We start from the raw sequence: 20,520 nt of genomic DNA, 5'->3' as shown, positions 1-20,520 counted from the left end.
ACCTGTTTATACCAGCGCACGGATAGTACCTTCAAAAACAAAAGTAGCCGGGCCTTTCAGAAAAACATTGGTAAACCGTCCGTCCATAAAGGTAAATGACACTTCGAGCTTACCGCCTTCCACATTAATCTTAATGGTATTTGATTTTGTTTTCTCCAGGAATTTCATCGCAATGGCCACTGCTGTAGCTCCGGTTCCGCATGATAATGTTTCATCCTCGACACCTCTTTCGTACGTTCTGATACTAAAAGAATCTGTGCCCTTTTGCTGAACAAAATTCACATTACTTCCTGCTTTTCCATACAAATCGCTATATCGAATTGCGGCTCCGATTGATTTTACATCCATCGATTTCAAGTTTTCCGAAAATTGCACATGATGCGGGGAGCCTGTATCTAAAAAAACATAATCTTTCATCGTTTTCACCGTATCGACATCTTTCATTTGCAACGAAACGACACCTTCATCATTTATGGTAGCATAATGCAATCCGTCAGCTGCAATAAACGTGGCCTCTTTCTGGATAATCTGTAACTTTTTGGCGAAAGCCACCAGACATCGACCACCATTCCCACACATGGAACTGGTATTTCCATCGGAATTATAATAAACCATCTTAAAATCGGTGGTTTTATCATCTTCCAATAAAATTAATCCGTCCCCGCCAATACCAAATCGTCTGTCACACAGATGGGCAATCAATTTGATGTTTCCTTTGGGAAAAGTCCCGTGACGATTATCAATTATCACGAAATCATTTCCGGTGCCTTCGTATTTATAAAATGTGATTTCCATTGTTGCAATTATCTATAACAAAAGTACAAATATTAATGAAAAGTTAATCATTGTTAAACCGGCGTTAAACTGATTTTTTTACCGCAAGACTTTTTTAATTTTACGAGAATAGTAACCAAAATAATATTAAATACAATGAAAAGATTTTCAAGCTTATTTTTAGTTTCAATGCTAAGTGGAGCGATGACTCTTGGAGCGTACAAATTATTATTTGACGAAAACGGATATTTTTCAGATAATAAGTCTGTTGTTACTCTCGCTCCAACAAATTATCAAAGAACCGTAGGAATGTCTGCCGAACCTTTGGATTTTACCGAAGCCGCCGACAAGGCAGTCCACACCGTCGTTCACGTCAAAAATGTTTCGTACCGAACCGTTTCCAATCCGATCATGGAATTTTTCTACGGTTATAAAGGACAACAGCAGCAGGAACAGGTTGGAACAGGATCTGGTGTCATTATTTCCGAAGACGGATATATTGTCACCAACAATCATGTTGTGAAAGACGCATCCGAAATTGAAATTACATTAAACGATAAAAAGGTGTACAAAGCTACTTTGGTGGGAACCGATTCCAAAATGGATATTGCCTTGCTGAAAATTGATGCAGACGAAAAATTGTCCTACACCACTTTTGCGGATTCTGATAATATAAAGGTAGGCGAATGGGTTTTGGCAGTCGGAAATCCGTATAACCTTACCTCAACTGTGACGGCGGGGATTATTTCGGCGAAAGCCCGAAACTTAGATACTAAAGGAATCCAGTCGTTTATCCAAACCGATGCGGCCGTAAATCCCGGAAACAGTGGTGGTGCATTGGTAAACACCCGAGGCGAATTAATTGGAATCAACACGATGATTTCTTCGATGACCGGGTCTTATGTTGGCTATTCCTTTGCAGTACCTTCAAATATTACACGCAAGATCGTTCAGGATCTGATGGAATTTGGAAATGTGCAACGAGGTATTTTGGGAATTGAAGGCGGAGAACTGAACAACAATGCTTCTAAGGAATTAGGCATTAACCAAACAGAAGGTTTTTATGTGGCCAAAGTAACCAAAAACTCTGGTGCGGATAAAGCAGGAATTACAAAAGGTGACATTGTGATTAAATTGGACAACCAGAATATTTCGTCGTATGCCGATATCAACGGATACATCAATACCAAAAGGCCGAACGATAAAGTCCAGGTGACTTTGATCCGTAAGGATAGATCGATGGTAATTCCGGTAACGCTTACAAAAAACGAATTTGTTTCCTTTGAATACAATGGATTACAGCTTCAGAATATTGATGCTTCGGATAAAAAGAAATTCCATATTGACTTTGGTGTTAAAATCAATGATATTGATAATGAAAAGCTGAATGGTTATGCAAGGGATTTAACCGGCGGTATTATTTTGAGCGTCGATAATAACCAGGCGACCGACATCGAAACGGTTTCCAGAATCCTATCGACAAAGCAAAGTAATGAAAGCGCCCAGATCGAAATGATAACGGTTAAAGGTCAGGTTATCCGACTGATACTGTAATTAACACGTAATTTTTTAAAAAAGTCATCTCCATGTGAGGTGACTTTTTTATTTTGTAAAATTATATGGGAAAACACTTTACGAAAACTTTTGAAATCTATACTTTTGCAGGGAATTAAAAATAACAACACTAACTATTTATAATTTAATACGAATGGATAACATATTATACGAGAAGGAGCTTTCATTTCAGGCAGATAGAAGAAGAGCCGGTGTAGAATTTATCAAGATCATCAGCGATTTATGGTATGATAAATCTATCGAAATTGTACTTTTCAGAAACCAGTTGATTGACAAGAATGTAAGTGACATCATCAACCTGCATGAGTATGCCGGGGCTTTTGTTGAAAAACCAATTAACATCTTTGATTCTGTTGAGATTGCAAGAGCCATTCTTTCATTGGATTTACCGCCATCGAAATTGGATATCGGTAAACTGACTTACGAATACCATCTGGAAGATGACAAATACAACAGCGCTACTGCTTTTGTAATTGACAAATTAAAAAACGCAAAAGAGAACGAGCACATCAAACCTAAAGATGTTGTGCTTTACGGATTTGGTCGTATCGGACGTTTGTTGGCGCGTGAATTAATGTCAAAAACAGGAAAAGGGGATCAATTGCGTTTGAGAGCTATCGTTACCCGTGACAAAAATGACGCGACGACTTTAGAAAAAAGAGCGTCTTTATTGCGTTATGATTCTATACACGGCGATTTCCAGGGTTCGGTTACGGCCGATGTGGAAAACAATTCGTTAATCATCAACGGTACTACCGTTCACATCATTACAGCGAATCAGCCGGAAGATATTGATTATACCGCGTACGGAATCCATGATGCGCTTGTAATTGACAATACCGGTGCGTTTACTACAGAGGAAGCATTGAGCAGACACCTGACTTCAAAAGGGGCGGACAAAGTATTATTGACCGCTCCGGGAAAAGGAGTTCCTAATATTGTTCACGGGGTAAACCACACGGAGTACAATCCGGACACAGTACATATTTTCTCAGCTGCATCTTGCACGACCAATGCCATCACACCAATCCTAAAAGCGGTGGAAGATACATTAGGAGTTGTAAAAGGACATTTGGAAACAATCCATGCCTATACCAATGACCAGAATTTAGTGGATAACATGCACAAGAAATACCGTCGTGGTAGAGCTGCAGCCTTGAATATGGTAATTACTGAAACCGGTGCCGGAAGTGCGGTTGCGAAAGCATTGCCAAGTTTGGCCGGAAAATTAACTTCAAATGCGATTCGGGTTCCCGTTCCTAACGGTTCTTTGGTCGTATTGAATTTGGAAGTAACCAAAAAAACCTCTATTGCTGAGATCAATGCTATCATGAAAAAATACGCTTTGGAAGGCGAATTGGTAGAGCAAATCAAATATTCACTGAACAATGAGTTGGTTTCTTCGGATATTGTTGGGACTTCGGCTCCGTCAATCTATGACAGTAACGCAACGATTGTTTCTGCTGATGGTCAAAATATCGTATTGTACATCTGGTACGATAACGAATATGGATACAGCCACCAGGTAATTCGTTTAGCGAAATATATTTCTAAAGTAAGACGTTTTACGTACTACTAGCAGACAGCAAAATTCTTTAAATAAAAAATCCGTTTCATTCATTTGAAACGGATTTTTTTATTTGGAGCTAATCCTGCTATTCGTTACAATCTTTTTTGCCTTGCCGAAAAAGGCGAGTCAAAAAAGGATTTCCACTGCTATCAGGGCTAGGACACTTGTAATTTCACATGAAATCTAAGCACAAAAACAAACAAATGAATTAGCTGTGTATTTTTTAGCATACACATAATGAAAGTAATCGCTACAAACCGATGTTACCGGCTGTCAATTTTAATTGTTATTGTGTTTTTCGATATTTATTATTGTCTTTTAACACCATATAAGACTTTCAAAGTACGACTTGTTGATGCAGCTACTACCGAAATGTGTGTTTCATTTTCAAAAATTTGAGTAGTTAATGATAAGCCTTTGCAGTCATATTCTTTCAAAGCACTTATAAAAGAATTAATAGATGGCAACATAATTTCTGGCTCAAGACTACCGAAAGAAATAAAAATTTTTGCATTAATCTCGGAGTTTTCTGTGATAAAAGTTTCCTCAGAAGAGAGAATCTCTTGATTGTTCCACAAAAAAGACGGACTGTTTATGCCATATCTTTTAAATAAATCAGTTGCATTAAGTAAACAATATCCGGCAAATAAACCCCCAACAGAATGCCCTGAAATCCCACGGTCATTCGTGGTTTTGTAACACCTATCAATAAATGGAATAATGTCGGTGCGAATAGTTGCTAAAAAATCTTTAGCACCTCCTGTTTTTACTTGGGATACAGGAATGTTAAGTCCATTTGCTATTTCAGCATCCACATTTGGATCATTTGAAGGAGTACAATCAGCCATTCTACTAGTTATCCAAGTTGTATTTGATTGGTCTTTATCTCCTATAGCTACTATTATTATTTTTTCTATTTCTTGTCCAGAATCTAGTAAATTGTGAAGTGAGGAAATTAAAGGGTAAGAATAGTTGGCATCCAACACATATAATACTGGATAACGAGTTGTATCTGCTGAATTATAACCAGCAGGAAGTGAGATGTATAATTGGTATGTTTTGTTATTAACTGTTGATTGCAAAATATGTCCTCTCATTGACAATTCAACATTCGAGTTAATATCTTGCGCTTTAGATAAATTGGTAATTAATAATAAAATGATAAATCGAAATGCTTTTAAAGATGTAGATAGTTTCATTTATATTTTGATTCTATATAAGTTCGGTTCAAATTTGGTTGCTCCTAACTCATAAATTATAACTCATTTACTCTTTCGGTTTCGTCATGTAATAAATTGGGATTCCAATCAGCATAATCAAAACACCCCAACCACACGTACTGGTTTTGGTAATCAATAAAGAAATAGAAACTGCACTGGCAATAATTATGTATAGCATTGGCAAAAACGGATATCCAAAAGCTTTATAAGGCCTGTCCGCATCCGGCATTTTCTTGCGAAGAATAAAAATTCCATAAATGGTCAAAATATAAAATATCAATACGATAATGATTACGAAATCCAGTAAATCACCATATTTTCCGGTCAGACATAAAGCCGAAGCCCAGATACATTGTGCCCACAAAGCCCAAGCCGGAACACTCGCATCATTCAGAGTTGCCGCTTTTTTGAAAAACAGTCCGTCTTTTGCCATCGTATAGTACACTCTGGCTCCCGCCATAATCAATCCGTTGTTACAAGCGAATGTCGAAATCATAATCATCAGGGCGATAATCAACGTTCCAATATTCCCAAAGATATATTGTGAAGCCACCACTGCAACCCTATCGGATTTTGCGGTGGCAATTTCATCCAATGGAATTACGGCCAAATACATTAAATTGACTAAAACGTAAATAACGCTTACAATTAGGGTTCCCAGGAATAAACTCAAACCCACATTCCGTTTTGGGTTTTTAATTTCGCCGGCTATAAAAGTCACCCCATTCCAAGCATCGCTGGAAAACAAAGAACCCACCATCGCGGCGGCAACTCCGGAAATTAATGCCATTCCGGAAATCGGAAGCCAGGACGCGGAATCTTTTACATAGGTTCTTGTAGCCCAGGCATCAGCCCAATTGGCATTCCAGACTTCGGCTTTGGCAGCCAGTAAAAATCCGAATACTAACAATCCTAAAAGAGAAAGAATTTTGATTATCGTTAAAACCGTTTGCAATATCTTGCTGTTTCTTACACCCCGACTATTGAGATACGAAAGGAAAACAATCGTAATTATAGAAACGATTTGTGCTGCATTGAGCTTGAAAGCACCAATTTCGTACAGAATATTCTCATCACTCAATGGCGGATATAAATAGGCGGCAAATTTTGAGAATCCAACTCCTACAGCAGCAATGGTTCCGGTTTGTATTACTGCGAAGAAACTCCAACCGTAAAGAAAAGCAATCAGTTTGTTATATGCTTCTTTCAGATACACGTATTGTCCGCCGGCTTTGGGGAACATCGCGCTTAATTCGCCATAACTCACCGCAGCTATCATGGTGATTAATCCTGAAATAACCCAAATAAGTGTCAGCCAACCTGCGGAACCCACTTGACGTACCATATCGGAACTTACTATAAATATTCCCGATCCTATCATCGAACCAACCACAAGCATGGTACCGTCGAGTAGTCCGAGTTCTCTTTTAAAATCTTCTGGGGTATTTTCTTGCATGTTATTGGGTTTTGGTTGGCTAAAGATATACTTTTTTTGGAAATTCCTGGAATAGGACGAACCAAGATTATAGGGTTTCACGGATTTCATTTTCTATAAAATACTGATTTATTTTTACAAAATAACACGTACTTAACTCGATAACAGCGATTTATTTCACTAAATTAGTTGCTTATTACAAACAGCATTCAATCAGTAATTCACTTTAAAAACAATTCAAAAATGAAAAAGATAATTTTTATGCTGTTTGCAGTAACTGTAATCAGCAATACGGGCTGGTCCCAAAAATTAACGGCTGACAAAATCCCTGCAACTGTGCAAGCGGCTTTCAAAGCCAAATTTCCAGCAGCAACAAAAGTAAAGTGGGAAAAGGAAAATAAAATGGAATTTGAAGCCGACTTTAAATTTAATGGCAGGAAAGTTTCAGCAGGTTTTGATCCGAATGGAAAATGGCTGCAAACAGAAACAGAAATACTCGTTTCCGCATTGCCGGAAGCCGTTCAGGCATCCATAAAGAACCATTTTGCAAATTTCAAAATAACTGATGCTAGCAGCATTCAGAGTGGTAAAAAGGGCAATTGTTTCGAATCCGAAGTTAAAAAAGGTAACGAGAGTTTTGATGTGCTGTTTACGGCTGATGGCAAGATTTTACGCCAAACAAAAGACACAGAAGATACCCATGACGAAGAAGACTAAAGAATCCCATATAAAAGAAAAACGCTCCATAACCGGAGCGTTTTTCTTTTATATTTTATAGTCTCTATAAAACCCGGTTTACCTGAACAAAATTTCTTTCATAGTACGGCTCCTTGGTAGAAGAAATAATAACACCGCTTTGCACGGACGCATGAATGAATTTTATTTCGCCGCCATCCAGTACCTCAACCACCATACCCACATGGTTAATCTGATTTCTGCCATTGGTTTTAAAGAAAATCAAATCTCCTTTTTTCACCTCATTTACATTGATTTTAGTTCCGTATCCTGCCTGTTCATGGGAAGATCTAGGCAGTTTAATATCAAAAGCACTAAATGTATTGCACATCAGACCGGAACAATCAAAACCATCTTTTGAAGTCCCTCCCGAGTGATAACGCGTCCCAATATTTTCTGATGCGGTCTGAATCAATCGTTCCGCCAAATCGGCAGGAATATATGATTTTGCAATGCTGGTCGTATCTTTAATGATGGCAGTGGCTGCCTCATTTTTTACGATAATTGATTTATTGATGTCCGCCGATTTATTTATATTCAGTTTGACACCAACCGGAAGGCTATTAACAATTTCCGGATTTAGTTTTTCAAGGGCCGCAATTGTAATTCCATAACGTTTCGCGATTCCGTATTTTGTTTCTTTAGGAAGCACCTCATGAACAATGGCTTCACTCGTATTATTGGTAAAAATCTTAGGTTCTGGTATGACAACATCCGTAAGTGTCAATGGTTTTTCAGGAACCATACCTCCAGATTTGGTTTTCAGGATTTCTTTCTCAACAATTACTTTACTCTCTCCTTCTACGGGAATGGAAATTTCCTGTCCAACCTGTAAGGTTGTATTTTTTAAAATAGGATTAGCTATTTCTAAATCTGAAACAGAAATACCATATTGTCTCGCAATACCGTACATGGTTTCTTTTGGAAGTACCTGATGTGTTTTTACAGAAGAATAGACAACAGCCTTATGGGATTTTTTCTCTTTTTTGGTTTCCGGAGCGGGAATACGCAACACTTGTTTTAATTTTAAAAGCTTTTTTGAATCGGGGTTTACTTTATAAATATCACTGGGACTGACATTGTATTTTTCGGCAATTTCTGAAATTGTTTCCCCTTTTGAAACAGTATGCTTTACATATTTCTGTTGAGCGAAAGCGCTGATGCCGCTTAAAAACATTCCCAATAAAATCAATTTCACCTGCTTCATATTTCTTCCGGATTCTGTATTTTCACTATCATAAATGCATGATACTTCGTGATACAATTATTAAAACTTATCAATTCTTTGTGTCGATATATTTTTGTTGAGGTTCACAAATATAGCCTTTTCATCGGTTAAAAGATACCGAAAATCGATTTTTGGAAATTTTTAACATTCATAATCAGACCTTCACCTAATAATTTATGTACAAAAAATGAATTTCTGAACAATAAAAAGTATCACTATAGTCATTGGTTCTAAACAAAAAACGCCCTGATTTCTCAGAGCGCTTTCTATATAGAATTTGTAGACTATGCTTTTCCAGCCGCAGCAATTAGGTTCAATGCCGAACCTGCTACGAACCATCCAATTTGGCCTTCATTATAGGTATGATTAGCCAAAATGAAATCTTTGGATCCATCCGAGTGAACGAATTCAAGAGTCAATGGTTTTCCAGGTGCAAAGTCCACTAAATCGATAAAGTTGATCGCATCGTTTTCATGAATCTTATCGTAATCTGCCTCATTAGCAAAAGTCAATGCTAACATCCCTTGTTTTTTAAGGTTGGTTTCGTGGATACGAGCAAAAGATTTTACCAAAACCGCTTTTACTCCAAGGAAACGTGGTTCCATCGCCGCATGTTCACGAGAAGAACCTTCACCATAATTATGGTCACCCACAACAATAGAAGGTACATTAGCCGCTTTGTAAGCACGCGCTACAGTTGGAACCTCAGCGTACTCATCATTCAGTTGATTTTTAACATAATTAGTACGTTGGTTGAATGCATTTACAGCACCAATCAACATATTATTGGAAATGTTATCCAGGTGGCCACGGAAACGCAACCATGGTCCGGCCATAGATATGTGATCAGTGGTACATTTTCCGAAAGCTTTTATAAGCAATTTTGCTCCGGTAATATTTTGTCCGTTCCAAGGCAGGAAGGGCGCTAACAATTGCAAACGCTCAGACGTCGGCGATACAGATACTACAACAGATGAACCGTCTGCGGCTGGAGCCTGATATCCAGGATCTTCCGCATCAAAACCTTTTGGAGGCAATTCATTACCAAATGGAGCATCCAACATTACTTCTTCCCCATCTTCGTTGATTAATTTATCCGTTAATGGATTGAAACCTAAATCTCCGGCAATTGCCAAAGCAGTTACCAATTCCGGGGAACCAACGAATGCTAAAGTATTTGGATTTCCATCAGCACGTTTTGAGAAATTACGGTTGAAGGAGTGAACAATTGTGTTTCTTTCTTCTTTCTCCGCTCCCTCTCTGTCCCACATACCAATACATGGTCCGCATGCATTTGCAAAAACAGTCGCACCTATTTTATCGAAAGTATCGATGAACCCGTCGCGCTCAATCGTATAACGCACTACCTCTGAACCAGGGGTAATCGTGAATTTAGATTTTATTTTTAAGTTTTTATCGGTAACCTGCTTTGCCAATGACGCGGCACGGGCAATATCTTCATAAGAAGAGTTGGTACAAGAGCCAATCAGACCGTATTGAATCTTTAATGGCCAATCGTGTTTGATAGCCTCTTCTTTTAATTTTGAGATTGGAGTAGCTAAATCCGGTGTAAAAGGACCGTTCAAATGCGGCTCCAATTCTGATAAGTTAATTTCAATAACCTGGTCGAAATACATTTCCGGGCTTGCATAAACCTCATCATCACCTGTTAGGTATTTCGCCACTTTATCGGCAGCATCTGCTACATCAGCTCTGTTGGTAGAACGCAAATAGCGGCTCATCGAGTCATCGTAACCAAAAGTAGAAGTTGTGGCGCCAATTTCGGCACCCATGTTACAGATTGTTCCTTTACCGGTACAAGACATTGCCGTAGCACCTTCACCGAAATATTCAACAACTGCACCAGTTCCACCTTTTACAGTAAGAATACCGGCAACTTTCAGGATTACGTCTTTTGGAGCAGTCCAACCAGATAATTTACCGGTTAATTTTACTCCGATTAATTTAGGGAATTTCAACTCCCAAGCCATTCCGGACATTACATCCACAGCATCAGCACCACCAACACCGATAGCCAGCATTCCTAATCCACCGGCATTAACAGTATGTGAATCCGTTCCAATCATCATTCCTCCGGGGAAAGCATAATTTTCTAAAACTACCTGGTGAATAATTCCCGCTCCCGGTTTCCAGAATCCGATTCCGTATTTATTTGAAACAGAAGAAAGGAAATCAAAAACTTCGCTGCTTTGTGATTTGGCACGTGCTAAATCGGTTTTTGCATCCACTTTAGCCTGGATTAAGTGATCACAGTGTACCGTTGTCGGAACTGCTGCTTTGTTTTTCCCTGCATGCATAAACTGCAATAAAGCCATTTGTGCGGTAGCATCCTGGCAAGCTACTCTATCCGGTGCAAAATCAACATAATCTTTTCCTCTTGAAAATGCTTTGGTTGGAGTTCCTTCCCATAAGTGAGAATATAAAATCTTTTCGGATAATGTAAGTGGACGACCAACCAACTCACGTGCCTTATCCACACGTTCCGCCAAGTTAGCATATACCTTTTCAATCATTTCTATATCAAAAGCCATGGTAATAAGTTATATTAATAGTTTGTTTTTTATTGAATTGGCACAAAGCTAATCATTCTTAACGAGAATTGAAAATTTTTAGCGTTTGGGTATTTTCAAAGAATTATTATTTATAAAAATTCTATTTCAATGAATATTTTTCAATGAATAGTATCGTTTGTCGATTAATTTAAGAATCTGTAAATTTTAAAAGTTATACTAATAATTCTTAAAATATTAGTGCGGTAAATTGTCAAATCAACAGTTTTTCTTAATTACCACGAAGATTCATAATTGGTTTCTCAAAGTATTTATACAGTAAAAAACTCACGAAAAAAGTTACAATTAAATAAGAAAAAGCAAATAAATGTAATTGAATGGTCGTGAAGAAAGTAGTGTCAACAAAATATTTCATCATTTGCAGAATAATACTGTAATGCATCAAATATATGGAATAGGAAATCAGGCTCACAAAAGTAATTGGTTTGGTCAACGGGTTTGTTTCAAATTTCCAATTTGATAAAAGAGGAAGAAACAACGCAAATATTATTGATGTGAAAGGGAGATACAAAACATTCCAGAAAAAAGGATGGGAATCAATCAATATATGAAAATAGCCGACACCAACAAATTTAAATACAACGAGAGTGCATCCTAAAAAAGCCAGGTTTATTTTTTGTTTTTCCCATAACCCAGTGAAATTCAGACTGATCCAACTGGCAGCGATTCCAATAAGAATAGCATCAATGCGATATATAACTACTGCTTTCAAAGACAGGTTCCATTGTGTTAAAGTAGTATTGGAAGTTGAAAAATTATAAGTTATCTTATTGATAAAAAACACCATTATCAGTAAAATGACAACAAGTATAAAGCGTTTGGATTTGTTTTTTGGTTTAAAAAAAGTGGCCGACAACAACGTGAATGGCGTTATTAGATAGGCAAATTCTTCAACCGACAAACTCCAGGATTCCGGGAAAAACGGTTTCATTGGACTTGCAAAATTCTGCAGAAATAAAAAATAAAAGCCTAAATCCTTCAATGGATAACCAATACTCCACTCCAAGAAGATAGCCAGCAAAAGCACGAGAAAATAATTCGGTAACGTCCTGAACCAGCGTCTTTTTAAGAAATGCAAAACAGTTTTTATGGTAAAATCTTCCTGCATGTATAGGTTGTATAAAATCCGGCCAATCAGAAAACCGCTCAGCACAAAGAAAATCTCAACACCCCAAAAACCAAACAATGTAAATACCTGTGAAATCAAAGTATTCGGATGCGGATAGATCCACAAAATATGAGAACACAAAACCATTAGTATTGCTGTGGCGCGCATCAGATCTAACCCAAAAACCCTATTGGAGCTATTACTTTGATTATCAATCATCTTTATGTACTTTTGCTTTTTTAGATTTAGAATGAGAAAATCAAAGATATACAAATATATAGGAGTTGCTACTTTACTGGCGTGCATTGGGAGCGGAATTTGGTATGCCCAACTCCCAAACCGGCATAAGGCCATCGTTAAAACTCAATTTTTATACGCTACCCGTTTGGTTGACAGCAAATGGTTAGTGAACAATGACACCAAAACCTACCGGATGATTTCCCCGGATTTCTATATTGACGGTATTTATAAATCGATGGAGGGCCCGAAATCATCCAATTACGTGCAGCTTTCGCAGGACTCCGCTGTGCTTTGGATAACCGGTTTTAAAGTCAAAGCGCTGAATTCGAAAACAGGAAAAAGAATCTCCAATGATTTTATCTGCCACACCAATGTCGATTTTAACGATGTGAAATATTACAGTAATTTTCATCTTGAAAACCGGATTGGTAAACAGTATCCAAGAATGACGTCGTTATCACACGGATTGGAAAATTTTAAATTCCCAAAAGGTTTCGGTATTCCGATGAAAGGAAATGATTTACTTTATGTTACAACACAATCACTGAATCATAATTTACCTGATGCCAATTATTTGATAAAGCATGAAGTGACCATCGAATATTCGAATGAAAGCAGCGCTATCAAGCCGTTGATGAGTAAAACAGTATTTGTCCAATTGCCTTACGATAAAGTGGATCCGTATAAAAGTCCGCTGGATCCGGGAAAAGATTTTTGCATTCCTGTAGAAACCAAAAACCATAGTTATGAAGATGGAAAGGGCAATGTTTTGTCCGGACATTGGGTCATTCCGGTTGGAAAAAATACGTACCGGAGTTCTATCGACAATCAAATACAAATCAAGGACAGCCTTCGTTTGCATGCGGCAGCCATCCACGTGCATCCTTTTGCAACGGCCATTACCTTATTTGACAATACTACAAAAACAGCAATTTTCACCAGCCACATAATCAATCATAAAGGAAAAATTGGACTTGCCAGTATCGAAGTTTTTAATTCGGAAACAGGAATATGGCTGTACCAAAACCATCAATATGAGTTGGTTTTAGATGTCAATAACACAAGTAAAGGGAGTCAGGATATGATGGGCAGTATGTTCTTGTTCTTTTATGACCAGGAATTGGATCAGAAGATTCAGAAAGGATTGTAAAATTGTAAAATAAACTAGACTTAAGCAACTTCGCAACCCATTACAAACACCTCCATTCCCAAATAGTGGGTTTCATAGAAAATATTCATGTTGTTTTTCGAAGCCACATGTAGTGACGGACCATTTTCCTTATCTATAATGGAGATAAATCGTTTTGACAGCCCATTGGCAAAGCCAAATTCCCGGAGCTGATTTGCGATTTCAGTGGCATATCCTTTTCCCCAGAATTCAGGCTGTAAAGAATAGGCAATTTCCATTTCCTGTTTCCCTTCAATTTCCCGGGGCAATATACCGCCCATACCGATAAAAATTCCGGTTTGTTTTTCAATGACAGCCAAATGCCCTAATCCTTGGGTTTCATAGCGTTCCAATTGCCTTTGTATCCATTCAGTGGCCAATACTACAGGTGCCTTGGTAATATCGATTCCCAAAAACTTAATCCTGTTGTTATTTATGAAAAACGCAGTCCATACGGGAATATCGTCAATGGTTAATTTCCTAAACGACAGTCTCTCGGATTCCTGCGTAAAATAGCTCATCGGGAATTAAAATAAAGAAGCAATAATTTTTTCAATCGTAATTCCTTCCGCATCGGCTTTGTAGTTTTTAACGACACGATGACGTAATATCCCTGTTGCTACCGCCTTGACATCTTCGATATCAGGAGAGAATTTACCATTGAAAGCCGCATTGGCCTTCGCAGCCAAAATCAGGTTTTGTGAGGCCCTTGGTCCCGCTCCCCAATCGATATAATTCTTAATGAAATCATTTGACAATGCATTTTCAGGACGTGTTTTACTAACCAGAGTTACCGCATATTCAATCACATTATCCGCCACCGGCACTCTTCGTATCAAATGTTGGAAATCGATAATTTCCTGTGCAGAAAATAATGGATTGACGTTTTGAAAAATATCCGAAGTGGTGCTTTTTACAACTTGTACTTCTTCCGCAAAAGAGGGATAATCCAATTTTATAGAAAACATAAAACGGTCCAATTGGGCTTCCGGCAAAGGATAAGTCCCTTCCTGCTCAATTGGGTTTTGTGTGGCCAATACAAAATAGGGTAATGATAACTTATAGTTATGGCCCGCAATGGTAACAGCGCGCTCCTGCATCGCTTCCAATAAGGCGGCCTGCGTTTTTGGTGGTGTTCGGTTTATCTCATCGGCGAGGATGATATTTGCAAATATAGGCCCTTTGATAAATTTGAACTGACGGCTTTCATCCAGAATTTCGCTTCCCAAAATATCTGAAGGCATTAAATCGGGAGTAAACTGAATTCTTTTAAAATCCAGCCCCAAAGCCTGTGCAATAGTATTTACCATCAGTGTTTTTGCCAACCCGGGAACACCCACAAGCAGTGCGTGACCGCCAGAAAAAATACTTAATAAAATTTGGTCGACCACTTCTTCCTGGCCCACAATGATTTTGGAGATTTCCTGTTTCAGTTCTTTTCTCTTTTGAACTAAATCTTGTATTGCTGCTACATCAGACATTTTCCAGTTTATTTTAAATTAAAAAGAGTTAGCATATGAATTCATAAAACTAACTCTTTTTATCTGTTGTATAAAAATTATTTTTTTAACCAATTGTTTGTGAATACGCAGTTTCTGTATTCACCGTTAATTTTAACGTACGTTTCCTTAATTTTTTCTTCAGACCATCTGCCGATTTCTTTAATCTGCTTTTCCTTCAAGGCTATGTTTTTGATCTTGATGTAATCTTGTGTGTAATTGGCGGTATGCTCATCAATACGGTTGGTTACAGTAATCAGCTTATATTTTTTAGCTCCTTTTTGATCTTCTTCCAACAGTGGATTAGAAACTTCTCCTTCTTTTAACCCGGAAACCTGACCGTATAAACTTGGATCCATTTTGGTTAATTCGAAACGGGTGTCCTGCGTTTTTGGATTAATAAGTGTTCCTCCGTTTGCTCTGGTTTCCTTCTCGTCCGATAAAGTTCTTGCTGCATCAGCAAAAGTAATTTCCTTGTCTTCGATTCTTTTTTTGATCAAAGTGATTCTTTCCTTAGCTTCACGTAATGATTCCTCAGTTACTTTAGGAATTAGAAGGATGTGTCTCAAATCGATTTCCTGTCCGCGGATTTTCTCTACATAAATAATATGAAAACCAAAATCGGTTTCGAATGGTTCTGAGATCTCTCCCTCTGCCAGTGCGAAAGCAATATCTTTAAATTCTTTAACAAAGGGCGTTTTACGGGTCATTTTATAAAATCCTCCATTTGATCTTGAACCTGGATCCTGTGAATATAAAACCGCCTTACTGAAAAAACTTGCTCCCTCCTGGATTTCTTTTTTAAATTCCTTCAGCTTATCAATGACTTTCTGCTTTTCTTCCGCAGATACTTTTGGTGTTACTACAATTTGCGCCACTTCCATTTCTGAACCAAACAAAGGCAACTCAGAAGCTGGTATTTTTTTAAAGAACGTACGTACTTCCTCCGGCGTTACCTCTACGGCATCGACGATTTTTTTCTGCATTTCTTCAGTCAGCCTGTTTTCTTTTAGGATATCAAAGAAATAGGTACGGAACTCTTCTTCTGAATTTTTCTTATAATACTTAACCACTTTATCAAGAGAACCAATTTGTTCTACCATATAATTGATTCGGTCGTCCATTGTTTTTTTTATCTCGTCATCTGTAACAACAATACTATCCTGGATGGCTTGGTGCGCATATAGTTTGTCTTCGAGTAATTTACCCAACATCTGACATCTTGTGATGTCTTTTACAGAATTTCCCTGGCTTGAAATTTCCAAATACGCTTTATCGATATCCGAGTCCAAAATAATGAAGTCTCCAACAGTAGCAATAACACCATCCACTTTTTGTCTCATGTTGGACTGGACTCTCTTTGCAGGTACAACCGTACTGTCTTTAATTACTTCCTGTGCAGTCATTACCCCAGAAAATACCAACAGGCATATTGTAAGTGCTATTTTATTCTTTAAGAACTTCATGTTTATTTTTTTTATTGGCGTCATCTGTACTTTGTTGTTCAACTTTTTTTATTAATTATTATAATGCGTTATGATTTCAATTGCTTTTTAACTTTCTCAAAGGCCGCCTGATTGACTTCCACCTTGAATTCGGTTTTCAAATCCTTAACCCAGTTTTCTTCTAAATATTGCTGATAATCATTAATTACTTTTCCACGGCTTTCCTCCAATGTTTTAGAACCCGCCGGCAAAATCTTATTAACCTTCGTCACAAAATAATATTCTCCTTCCTTTATGATTTCAGAAACACCTGTTTGCATTTTTAGTTTTTTCGGAAGGACTTCACTTTCTTCTTCAAAAACCCCAACCTTCGTCATTACGTTAACAGTGCCGCCTTTTATATTCAATTTTTCTTTGATGAATTCCGGAGTTTTGTTTTGCTTCAATAGTTTCTGGGCTTTTTTAATAACATCCATACTGGTTGAGGAAGCGATAACTACATCCAGACGGTTTTTCCAATTGTAATTTTTAATACGGGAATCATAGAAGTTTTTTAAACCAATTGAATCTCTTTTAGATTTTTCCCAGATTTCTTTTTCCATTAAATCAAAAAGCAATAATCCATCCCGGTATTCATCAATTACTGCTGAAAATTCAGGAAATTCATTTTCAAGATTATCATTGTAATACACATTCAATTGCTCATCAACATACTTTTGGTACAAATTATCAACAAGTTTGTTTATCGGTTTTAAAGTATTGTTTATTTTTTGCTGAGCTCTTACAAAAGACAAGAATGCAGGAGCCATAATTTCCTTTTCGTTAATAGTGAACAGTTTTTTATTGTAGTCCTTCATATTGGTTGGAACATCCCATTTTCCTTCATAGAAGTCATTGGTCACTAATTTGGATACTGCTGCATAAAATTTATCATCCCGTTTTACGGTGTATTTTTTACGCAGTTTTTCAGTCATGGAAGCTATGATTAATCGGGAACGATCATCTTTACTGACTTTAGTTTCGAGGTCGGCCGTCATTTCTTCCAAAGTTTTGACCGGGTATTTTTCAATCAGTTTTACGATATGCCATCCAAACTGACTTTGGAAAGGTTCCGATATCGGATGTTCCGGAGTCAATGCAAAAGCTACGGCTTCAAACTCTTCTGAGCTTAATTGGCCTGAACCAAAACGATTTAATACCCCTCCTTTTGTAGAAGATGATTTGTCTTCAGAGAATTGCTTGGCTAAATCTTCAAACTTTTCGCCTTGCTTCAGTTTTTTATAGATTTCCTGAATCGTATTTTTAGGCTTGTCAAGGTCAGTTTTACCGTCGGTTGTCGTGGTTGGAGTTAAAATCATAATGTGCGCTACAGACACTTCACCTCTATTATCCCTGACATCTTCCACTTTTATCAAGTGATACCCAAAACGAGTTCTAACAGGATTGGAAATACTTCCTTTTGGGGTTTTATAGGCTGCCGTTTCAAAAGGGTATACCATTCGGAAAGAAGAAAAATAACCTAAATCTCCTTTGTTTTCTTTTGCGGAAGGATCCTGTGAAAATTCTACCGCCAGTTTCCCAAAATCTTCGCCTTTTAGAGCTCTTTGTCTTAAATCTAAAGCTTGTCTGTACGCTTTCAAAGTATCTTCCGGAGCAGCAAATTCATCCACTAAAATTAAAATATGAGCTGCTTTAATTTCTTTCAGGGAACGATTGTATCCCTCCTCAACAAGCTCTTTGGTAACTTTAGAATCTGAAGTGTAATTTTTAGAAAGCTGGGTTCTATACGATTTCAGTTCATTTTGGTAAGAGGAACCATTTTGGAGACCTAATTTGTATGCTTTATTTATTTTTAGCTTATAGCCAATAAATAAATCCAGATACTGATTTAAATCTTTTTGGGATTCGTCCTTAACTAAATCAAGATTTTTATTGTAAACCCTGATGAACTCATCGGTATAATACGGTTTATTGTCAATTGTAAACAAAACTTCTTTCGGGCTGGTTTGAGAATATGCGATCAAATTCAAGGAAAGCAACAATCCAAAAAACAATTGTTTAATTTTCATTATATAATTTTTAGTTAAGTAAATAAAGTTTTATACCCAGGTCACAATTTGCAACCAACAAAAATAACAATTCAATTACATTAAACAAGTATAGGCTTTACTATTAACAAAAATTTATTAACAGAAAAAGTTGAATTTTCTTACTCGCATTATTCTCTTTTTAACGTTTGTGAATTATTTGTTTAATAAATAGTATTTTTGCAGTCCATTTACAGAAAATATGAGCTTTTTAAAAGAAATAGAACGCAGGAGAACTTTCGGAATCATCTCCCACCCTGATGCAGGAAAAACAACCTTAACTGAGAAATTATTGTTGTTTGGAGGTGCCATTCAGGAGGCCGGAGCGGTAAAGAACAATAAAATCAAAAAAGGCGCAACGAGTGATTTCATGGAAATTGAGCGTCAAAGAGGAATTTCGGTTTCGACTTCCGTTTTGGCTTTCAATTATAAGGACAAAAAAATCAACATTCTGGATACACCCGGGCACAAGGATTTCGCCGAGGATACTTTCCGAACCTTAACCGCTGTCGATAGTGTAATCGTAGTAATCGACGTTGCGAAAGGTGTCGAGGAACAAACCGAAAAACTGGTTTCCGTTTGCAGAATGCGGAATATTCCAATTATCGTATTTATCAACAAACTGGACCGTGAAGGAAAAGATGCTTTTGATTTAATGGATGAAGTGGAACAAAAATTAGGACTTACCGTTACCCCATTGAGTTTTCCGATTGGAATGGGGTATGATTTTCAGGGCATTTATAACCTTTGGGAACAAAACATCAATCTGTTCAGCGGGGATAGTCGTAAAAATATTGAAGAAACAATTGCCCTTTCGGATGTACAAAGTCCGGAACTGGAGAAAATAATAGGACAGAAACCGGCCGACAGCCTACGTGAGGAATTAGAATTAATTGACGAAGTCTATCCAAAGTTTGACCGTCAGCAATATCTGGACGGAAAATTACAGCCCGTGTTTTTTGGTTCGGCTTTGAATAATTTTGGAGTTCGGGAACTTTTGGATTGTTTTGTAGAAATTGCGCCGTCACCAAGACCAAAAGATTCAGAAACAAGATTAGTTGACCCGAAAGAAACAAAAATGAGCGGATTTGTTTTTAAAATCCACGCCAATATGGACCCAAAACACCGGGACCGTCTGGCATTCATCAAAATTGTATCCGGAACCTTCGAACGCAATAAACCGTATCTGCATGTTCGTCAAAATAAAAATTTAAAATTTTCAAGCCCAAATGCGTTTTTTGCTGAGAAAAAAGAAATTGTAGACATCTCCTACCCCGGAGATATTGTAGGCCTGCATGATACAGGGAATTTTAAAATCGGCGATACGCTGACGGAAGGGGAAGTGATGAGTTTCAAAGGAATTCCGAGTTTCTCTCCGGAACATTTCCGTTATATCAATAATGCCGACCCGATGAAAGCGAAGCAATTGGACAAAGGAGTAGATCAGTTAATGGATGAAGGAGTTGCCCAGTTATTTACATTGGAATTAAACAACCGAAAAGTCATTGGTACTGTGGGTGCCTTACAATATGAAGTTATCCAATACCGATTGGAACATGAATACGGAGCGAAATGTTCTTATGAGAATTTCCCTGTTCATAAAGCTTGCTGGGTAAAACCTGAGGATCCGAAAAGCGAGGAATTTAAAGAATTCAAACGCATCAAGCAGAAATTTTTAGCCAAGGATAAATACAACCAATTGGTATTTCTAGCCGATTCTGATTTTACGATTCAAATGACGCAGAATAAATTTCCGAATGTAAAATTGTTCTTTACTTCTGAATTCGATTAAAAACCTATCGTTTCATAATAAAAAAACCTTCCGAAGAGCAATTTGGAAGGTTT

Annotated in this window: 15 protein-coding genes; 5 read left to right on the top strand and 10 right to left on the bottom strand. The window is 37.5% G+C overall.

Translation table 11 applies throughout. From position 1 onward, the window contains the following. Nucleotides 1-6: 6 nt before the first annotated feature. Nucleotides 7-795 (bottom strand): diaminopimelate epimerase, encoded by a 789-nt coding sequence (dapF, locus tag FNW07_RS11255; RefSeq protein ID WP_126744816.1) that lies wholly within the window; start codon nt 793-795, stop codon nt 7-9. 135 nt (nt 796-930) lie between these two features. Between dapF and FNW07_RS11250 the strand changes: the two genes are divergently transcribed. Then, entirely contained in the window at nt 931-2,328 is a 1,398-nt protein-coding gene (locus FNW07_RS11250) for a trypsin-like peptidase domain-containing protein (RefSeq protein WP_126744815.1), read from the top strand. A gap of 154 nt (nt 2,329-2,482) precedes the next feature. Next, complete coding sequence (locus tag FNW07_RS11245) at nt 2,483-3,928, top strand: glyceraldehyde-3-phosphate dehydrogenase (RefSeq protein WP_126744814.1); 1,446 nt, start codon at nt 2,483-2,485, stop codon at nt 3,926-3,928. Between the two features lie 299 nt (nt 3,929-4,227). Here FNW07_RS11245 and FNW07_RS11240 read toward each other — a convergent pair whose 3' ends face one another. After that, nucleotides 4,228-5,118 carry an alpha/beta hydrolase gene (locus tag FNW07_RS11240; RefSeq protein ID WP_126744813.1) on the bottom strand — a complete coding sequence of 297 codons (891 nt, stop codon included), beginning with the start codon at nt 5,116-5,118 and terminating at the stop codon, nt 4,228-4,230. Nucleotides 5,119-5,185: 67 nt separating this feature from the next. Beyond that, nucleotides 5,186-6,595, bottom strand: a complete 1,410-nt coding sequence (locus tag FNW07_RS11235; RefSeq protein WP_126744812.1) for an APC family permease — start codon at nt 6,593-6,595, stop codon at nt 5,186-5,188. Between the two features lie 222 nt (nt 6,596-6,817). Between FNW07_RS11235 and FNW07_RS11230 the strand changes: the two genes are divergently transcribed. Next, nucleotides 6,818-7,291: a PepSY-like domain-containing protein gene (locus FNW07_RS11230; RefSeq protein WP_126744811.1), complete on the top strand. Its 474-nt coding sequence runs from the start codon at nt 6,818-6,820 to the stop codon at nt 7,289-7,291. Nucleotides 7,292-7,355: 64 nt separating this feature from the next. Here the strand turns inward: FNW07_RS11230 and FNW07_RS11225 are convergent, their stop codons facing one another. The 3 genes from FNW07_RS11225 to FNW07_RS11215 form a co-directional block, all read right to left on the bottom strand. Further along, the gene (locus FNW07_RS11225) at nt 7,356-8,516 is read right to left on the bottom strand and encodes a C40 family peptidase (protein ID WP_126744834.1); all 1,161 of its coding nucleotides are present in this window, start codon (nt 8,514-8,516) and stop codon (nt 7,356-7,358) included. 305 nt (nt 8,517-8,821) lie between these two features. Then, nucleotides 8,822-11,089 carry an aconitate hydratase gene (locus FNW07_RS11220; RefSeq protein WP_126744810.1) on the bottom strand — a complete coding sequence of 756 codons (2,268 nt, stop codon included), beginning with the start codon at nt 11,087-11,089 and terminating at the stop codon, nt 8,822-8,824. Between the two features lie 250 nt (nt 11,090-11,339). Next, a complete protein-coding gene (locus FNW07_RS11215; RefSeq protein WP_158626872.1) occupies nt 11,340-12,455 on the bottom strand; it encodes an acyltransferase in 1,116 nt (371 codons plus the stop codon). 31 nt (nt 12,456-12,486) lie between these two features. Between FNW07_RS11215 and FNW07_RS11210 the strand changes: the two genes are divergently transcribed. After that, entirely contained in the window at nt 12,487-13,626 is a 1,140-nt protein-coding gene (locus FNW07_RS11210) for a hypothetical protein (RefSeq protein WP_158626871.1), read from the top strand. Between the two features lie 20 nt (nt 13,627-13,646). On the opposite strand, the gene FNW07_RS11205 is transcribed toward FNW07_RS11210, so the two are convergent. From FNW07_RS11205 to FNW07_RS11190, 4 genes are all read right to left on the bottom strand, one after another. After that, nucleotides 13,647-14,165, bottom strand: a complete 519-nt coding sequence (locus FNW07_RS11205; protein WP_126744807.1) for a GNAT family N-acetyltransferase — start codon at nt 14,163-14,165, stop codon at nt 13,647-13,649. A 6-nt stretch (nt 14,166-14,171) separates the two neighbouring features. Then, on the bottom strand, nt 14,172-15,125 hold the full coding sequence (locus tag FNW07_RS11200) for a MoxR family ATPase (RefSeq protein ID WP_126744806.1): 954 nt from the start codon (nt 15,123-15,125) through the stop codon (nt 14,172-14,174). Between the two features lie 77 nt (nt 15,126-15,202). Continuing rightward, complete coding sequence (locus FNW07_RS11195) at nt 15,203-16,609, bottom strand: peptidylprolyl isomerase (RefSeq protein WP_126744805.1); 1,407 nt, start codon at nt 16,607-16,609, stop codon at nt 15,203-15,205. A gap of 68 nt (nt 16,610-16,677) precedes the next feature. Next, nucleotides 16,678-18,657 (bottom strand): peptidylprolyl isomerase, encoded by a 1,980-nt coding sequence (locus FNW07_RS11190; protein ID WP_126744804.1) that lies wholly within the window; start codon nt 18,655-18,657, stop codon nt 16,678-16,680. A gap of 220 nt (nt 18,658-18,877) precedes the next feature. On the opposite strand from FNW07_RS11190, the gene FNW07_RS11185 reads away from it, so the two are divergent. Beyond that, nucleotides 18,878-20,467: a peptide chain release factor 3 gene (locus FNW07_RS11185; protein ID WP_126744803.1), complete on the top strand. Its 1,590-nt coding sequence runs from the start codon at nt 18,878-18,880 to the stop codon at nt 20,465-20,467. Nucleotides 20,468-20,520 lie beyond the last annotated feature (53 nt).

Origin of the sequence: Flavobacterium sp. GT3R68, from assembly GCF_007109225.1 — a bacterium.
In the GTDB taxonomy this organism is placed as follows: domain Bacteria; phylum Bacteroidota; class Bacteroidia; order Flavobacteriales; family Flavobacteriaceae; genus Flavobacterium.
This window is presented reverse-complemented; position numbering and strand designations above follow the sequence as displayed.

Excerpts from the sequence above, each read along its gene's own strand:
- dapF (WP_126744816.1), bottom strand. The coding sequence starts at position 795 with ATGGAAATCACATTTTATAAATACGAAGGCACCGGAAATGATTTCGTG.
- FNW07_RS11250 (WP_126744815.1), top strand. The coding sequence starts at position 931 with ATGAAAAGATTTTCAAGCTTATTTTTAGTTTCAATGCTAAGTGGAGCG.
- FNW07_RS11245 (WP_126744814.1), top strand. The coding sequence starts at position 2,483 with ATGGATAACATATTATACGAGAAGGAGCTTTCATTTCAGGCAGATAGA.
- FNW07_RS11240 (WP_126744813.1), bottom strand. The coding sequence starts at position 5,118 with ATGAAACTATCTACATCTTTAAAAGCATTTCGATTTATCATTTTATTA.
- FNW07_RS11235 (WP_126744812.1), bottom strand. The coding sequence starts at position 6,595 with ATGCAAGAAAATACCCCAGAAGATTTTAAAAGAGAACTCGGACTACTC.
- FNW07_RS11230 (WP_126744811.1), top strand. The coding sequence starts at position 6,818 with ATGAAAAAGATAATTTTTATGCTGTTTGCAGTAACTGTAATCAGCAAT.
- FNW07_RS11225 (WP_126744834.1), bottom strand. The coding sequence starts at position 8,516 with ATGAAGCAGGTGAAATTGATTTTATTGGGAATGTTTTTAAGCGGCATC.
- FNW07_RS11220 (WP_126744810.1), bottom strand. The coding sequence starts at position 11,089 with ATGGCTTTTGATATAGAAATGATTGAAAAGGTATATGCTAACTTGGCG.
- FNW07_RS11215 (WP_158626872.1), bottom strand. The coding sequence starts at position 12,455 with ATGATTGATAATCAAAGTAATAGCTCCAATAGGGTTTTTGGGTTAGAT.
- FNW07_RS11210 (WP_158626871.1), top strand. The coding sequence starts at position 12,487 with ATGAGAAAATCAAAGATATACAAATATATAGGAGTTGCTACTTTACTG.
- FNW07_RS11205 (WP_126744807.1), bottom strand. The coding sequence starts at position 14,165 with ATGAGCTATTTTACGCAGGAATCCGAGAGACTGTCGTTTAGGAAATTA.
- FNW07_RS11200 (WP_126744806.1), bottom strand. The coding sequence starts at position 15,125 with ATGTCTGATGTAGCAGCAATACAAGATTTAGTTCAAAAGAGAAAAGAA.
- FNW07_RS11195 (WP_126744805.1), bottom strand. The coding sequence starts at position 16,609 with ATGAAGTTCTTAAAGAATAAAATAGCACTTACAATATGCCTGTTGGTA.
- FNW07_RS11190 (WP_126744804.1), bottom strand. The coding sequence starts at position 18,657 with ATGAAAATTAAACAATTGTTTTTTGGATTGTTGCTTTCCTTGAATTTG.
- FNW07_RS11185 (WP_126744803.1), top strand. The coding sequence starts at position 18,878 with ATGAGCTTTTTAAAAGAAATAGAACGCAGGAGAACTTTCGGAATCATC.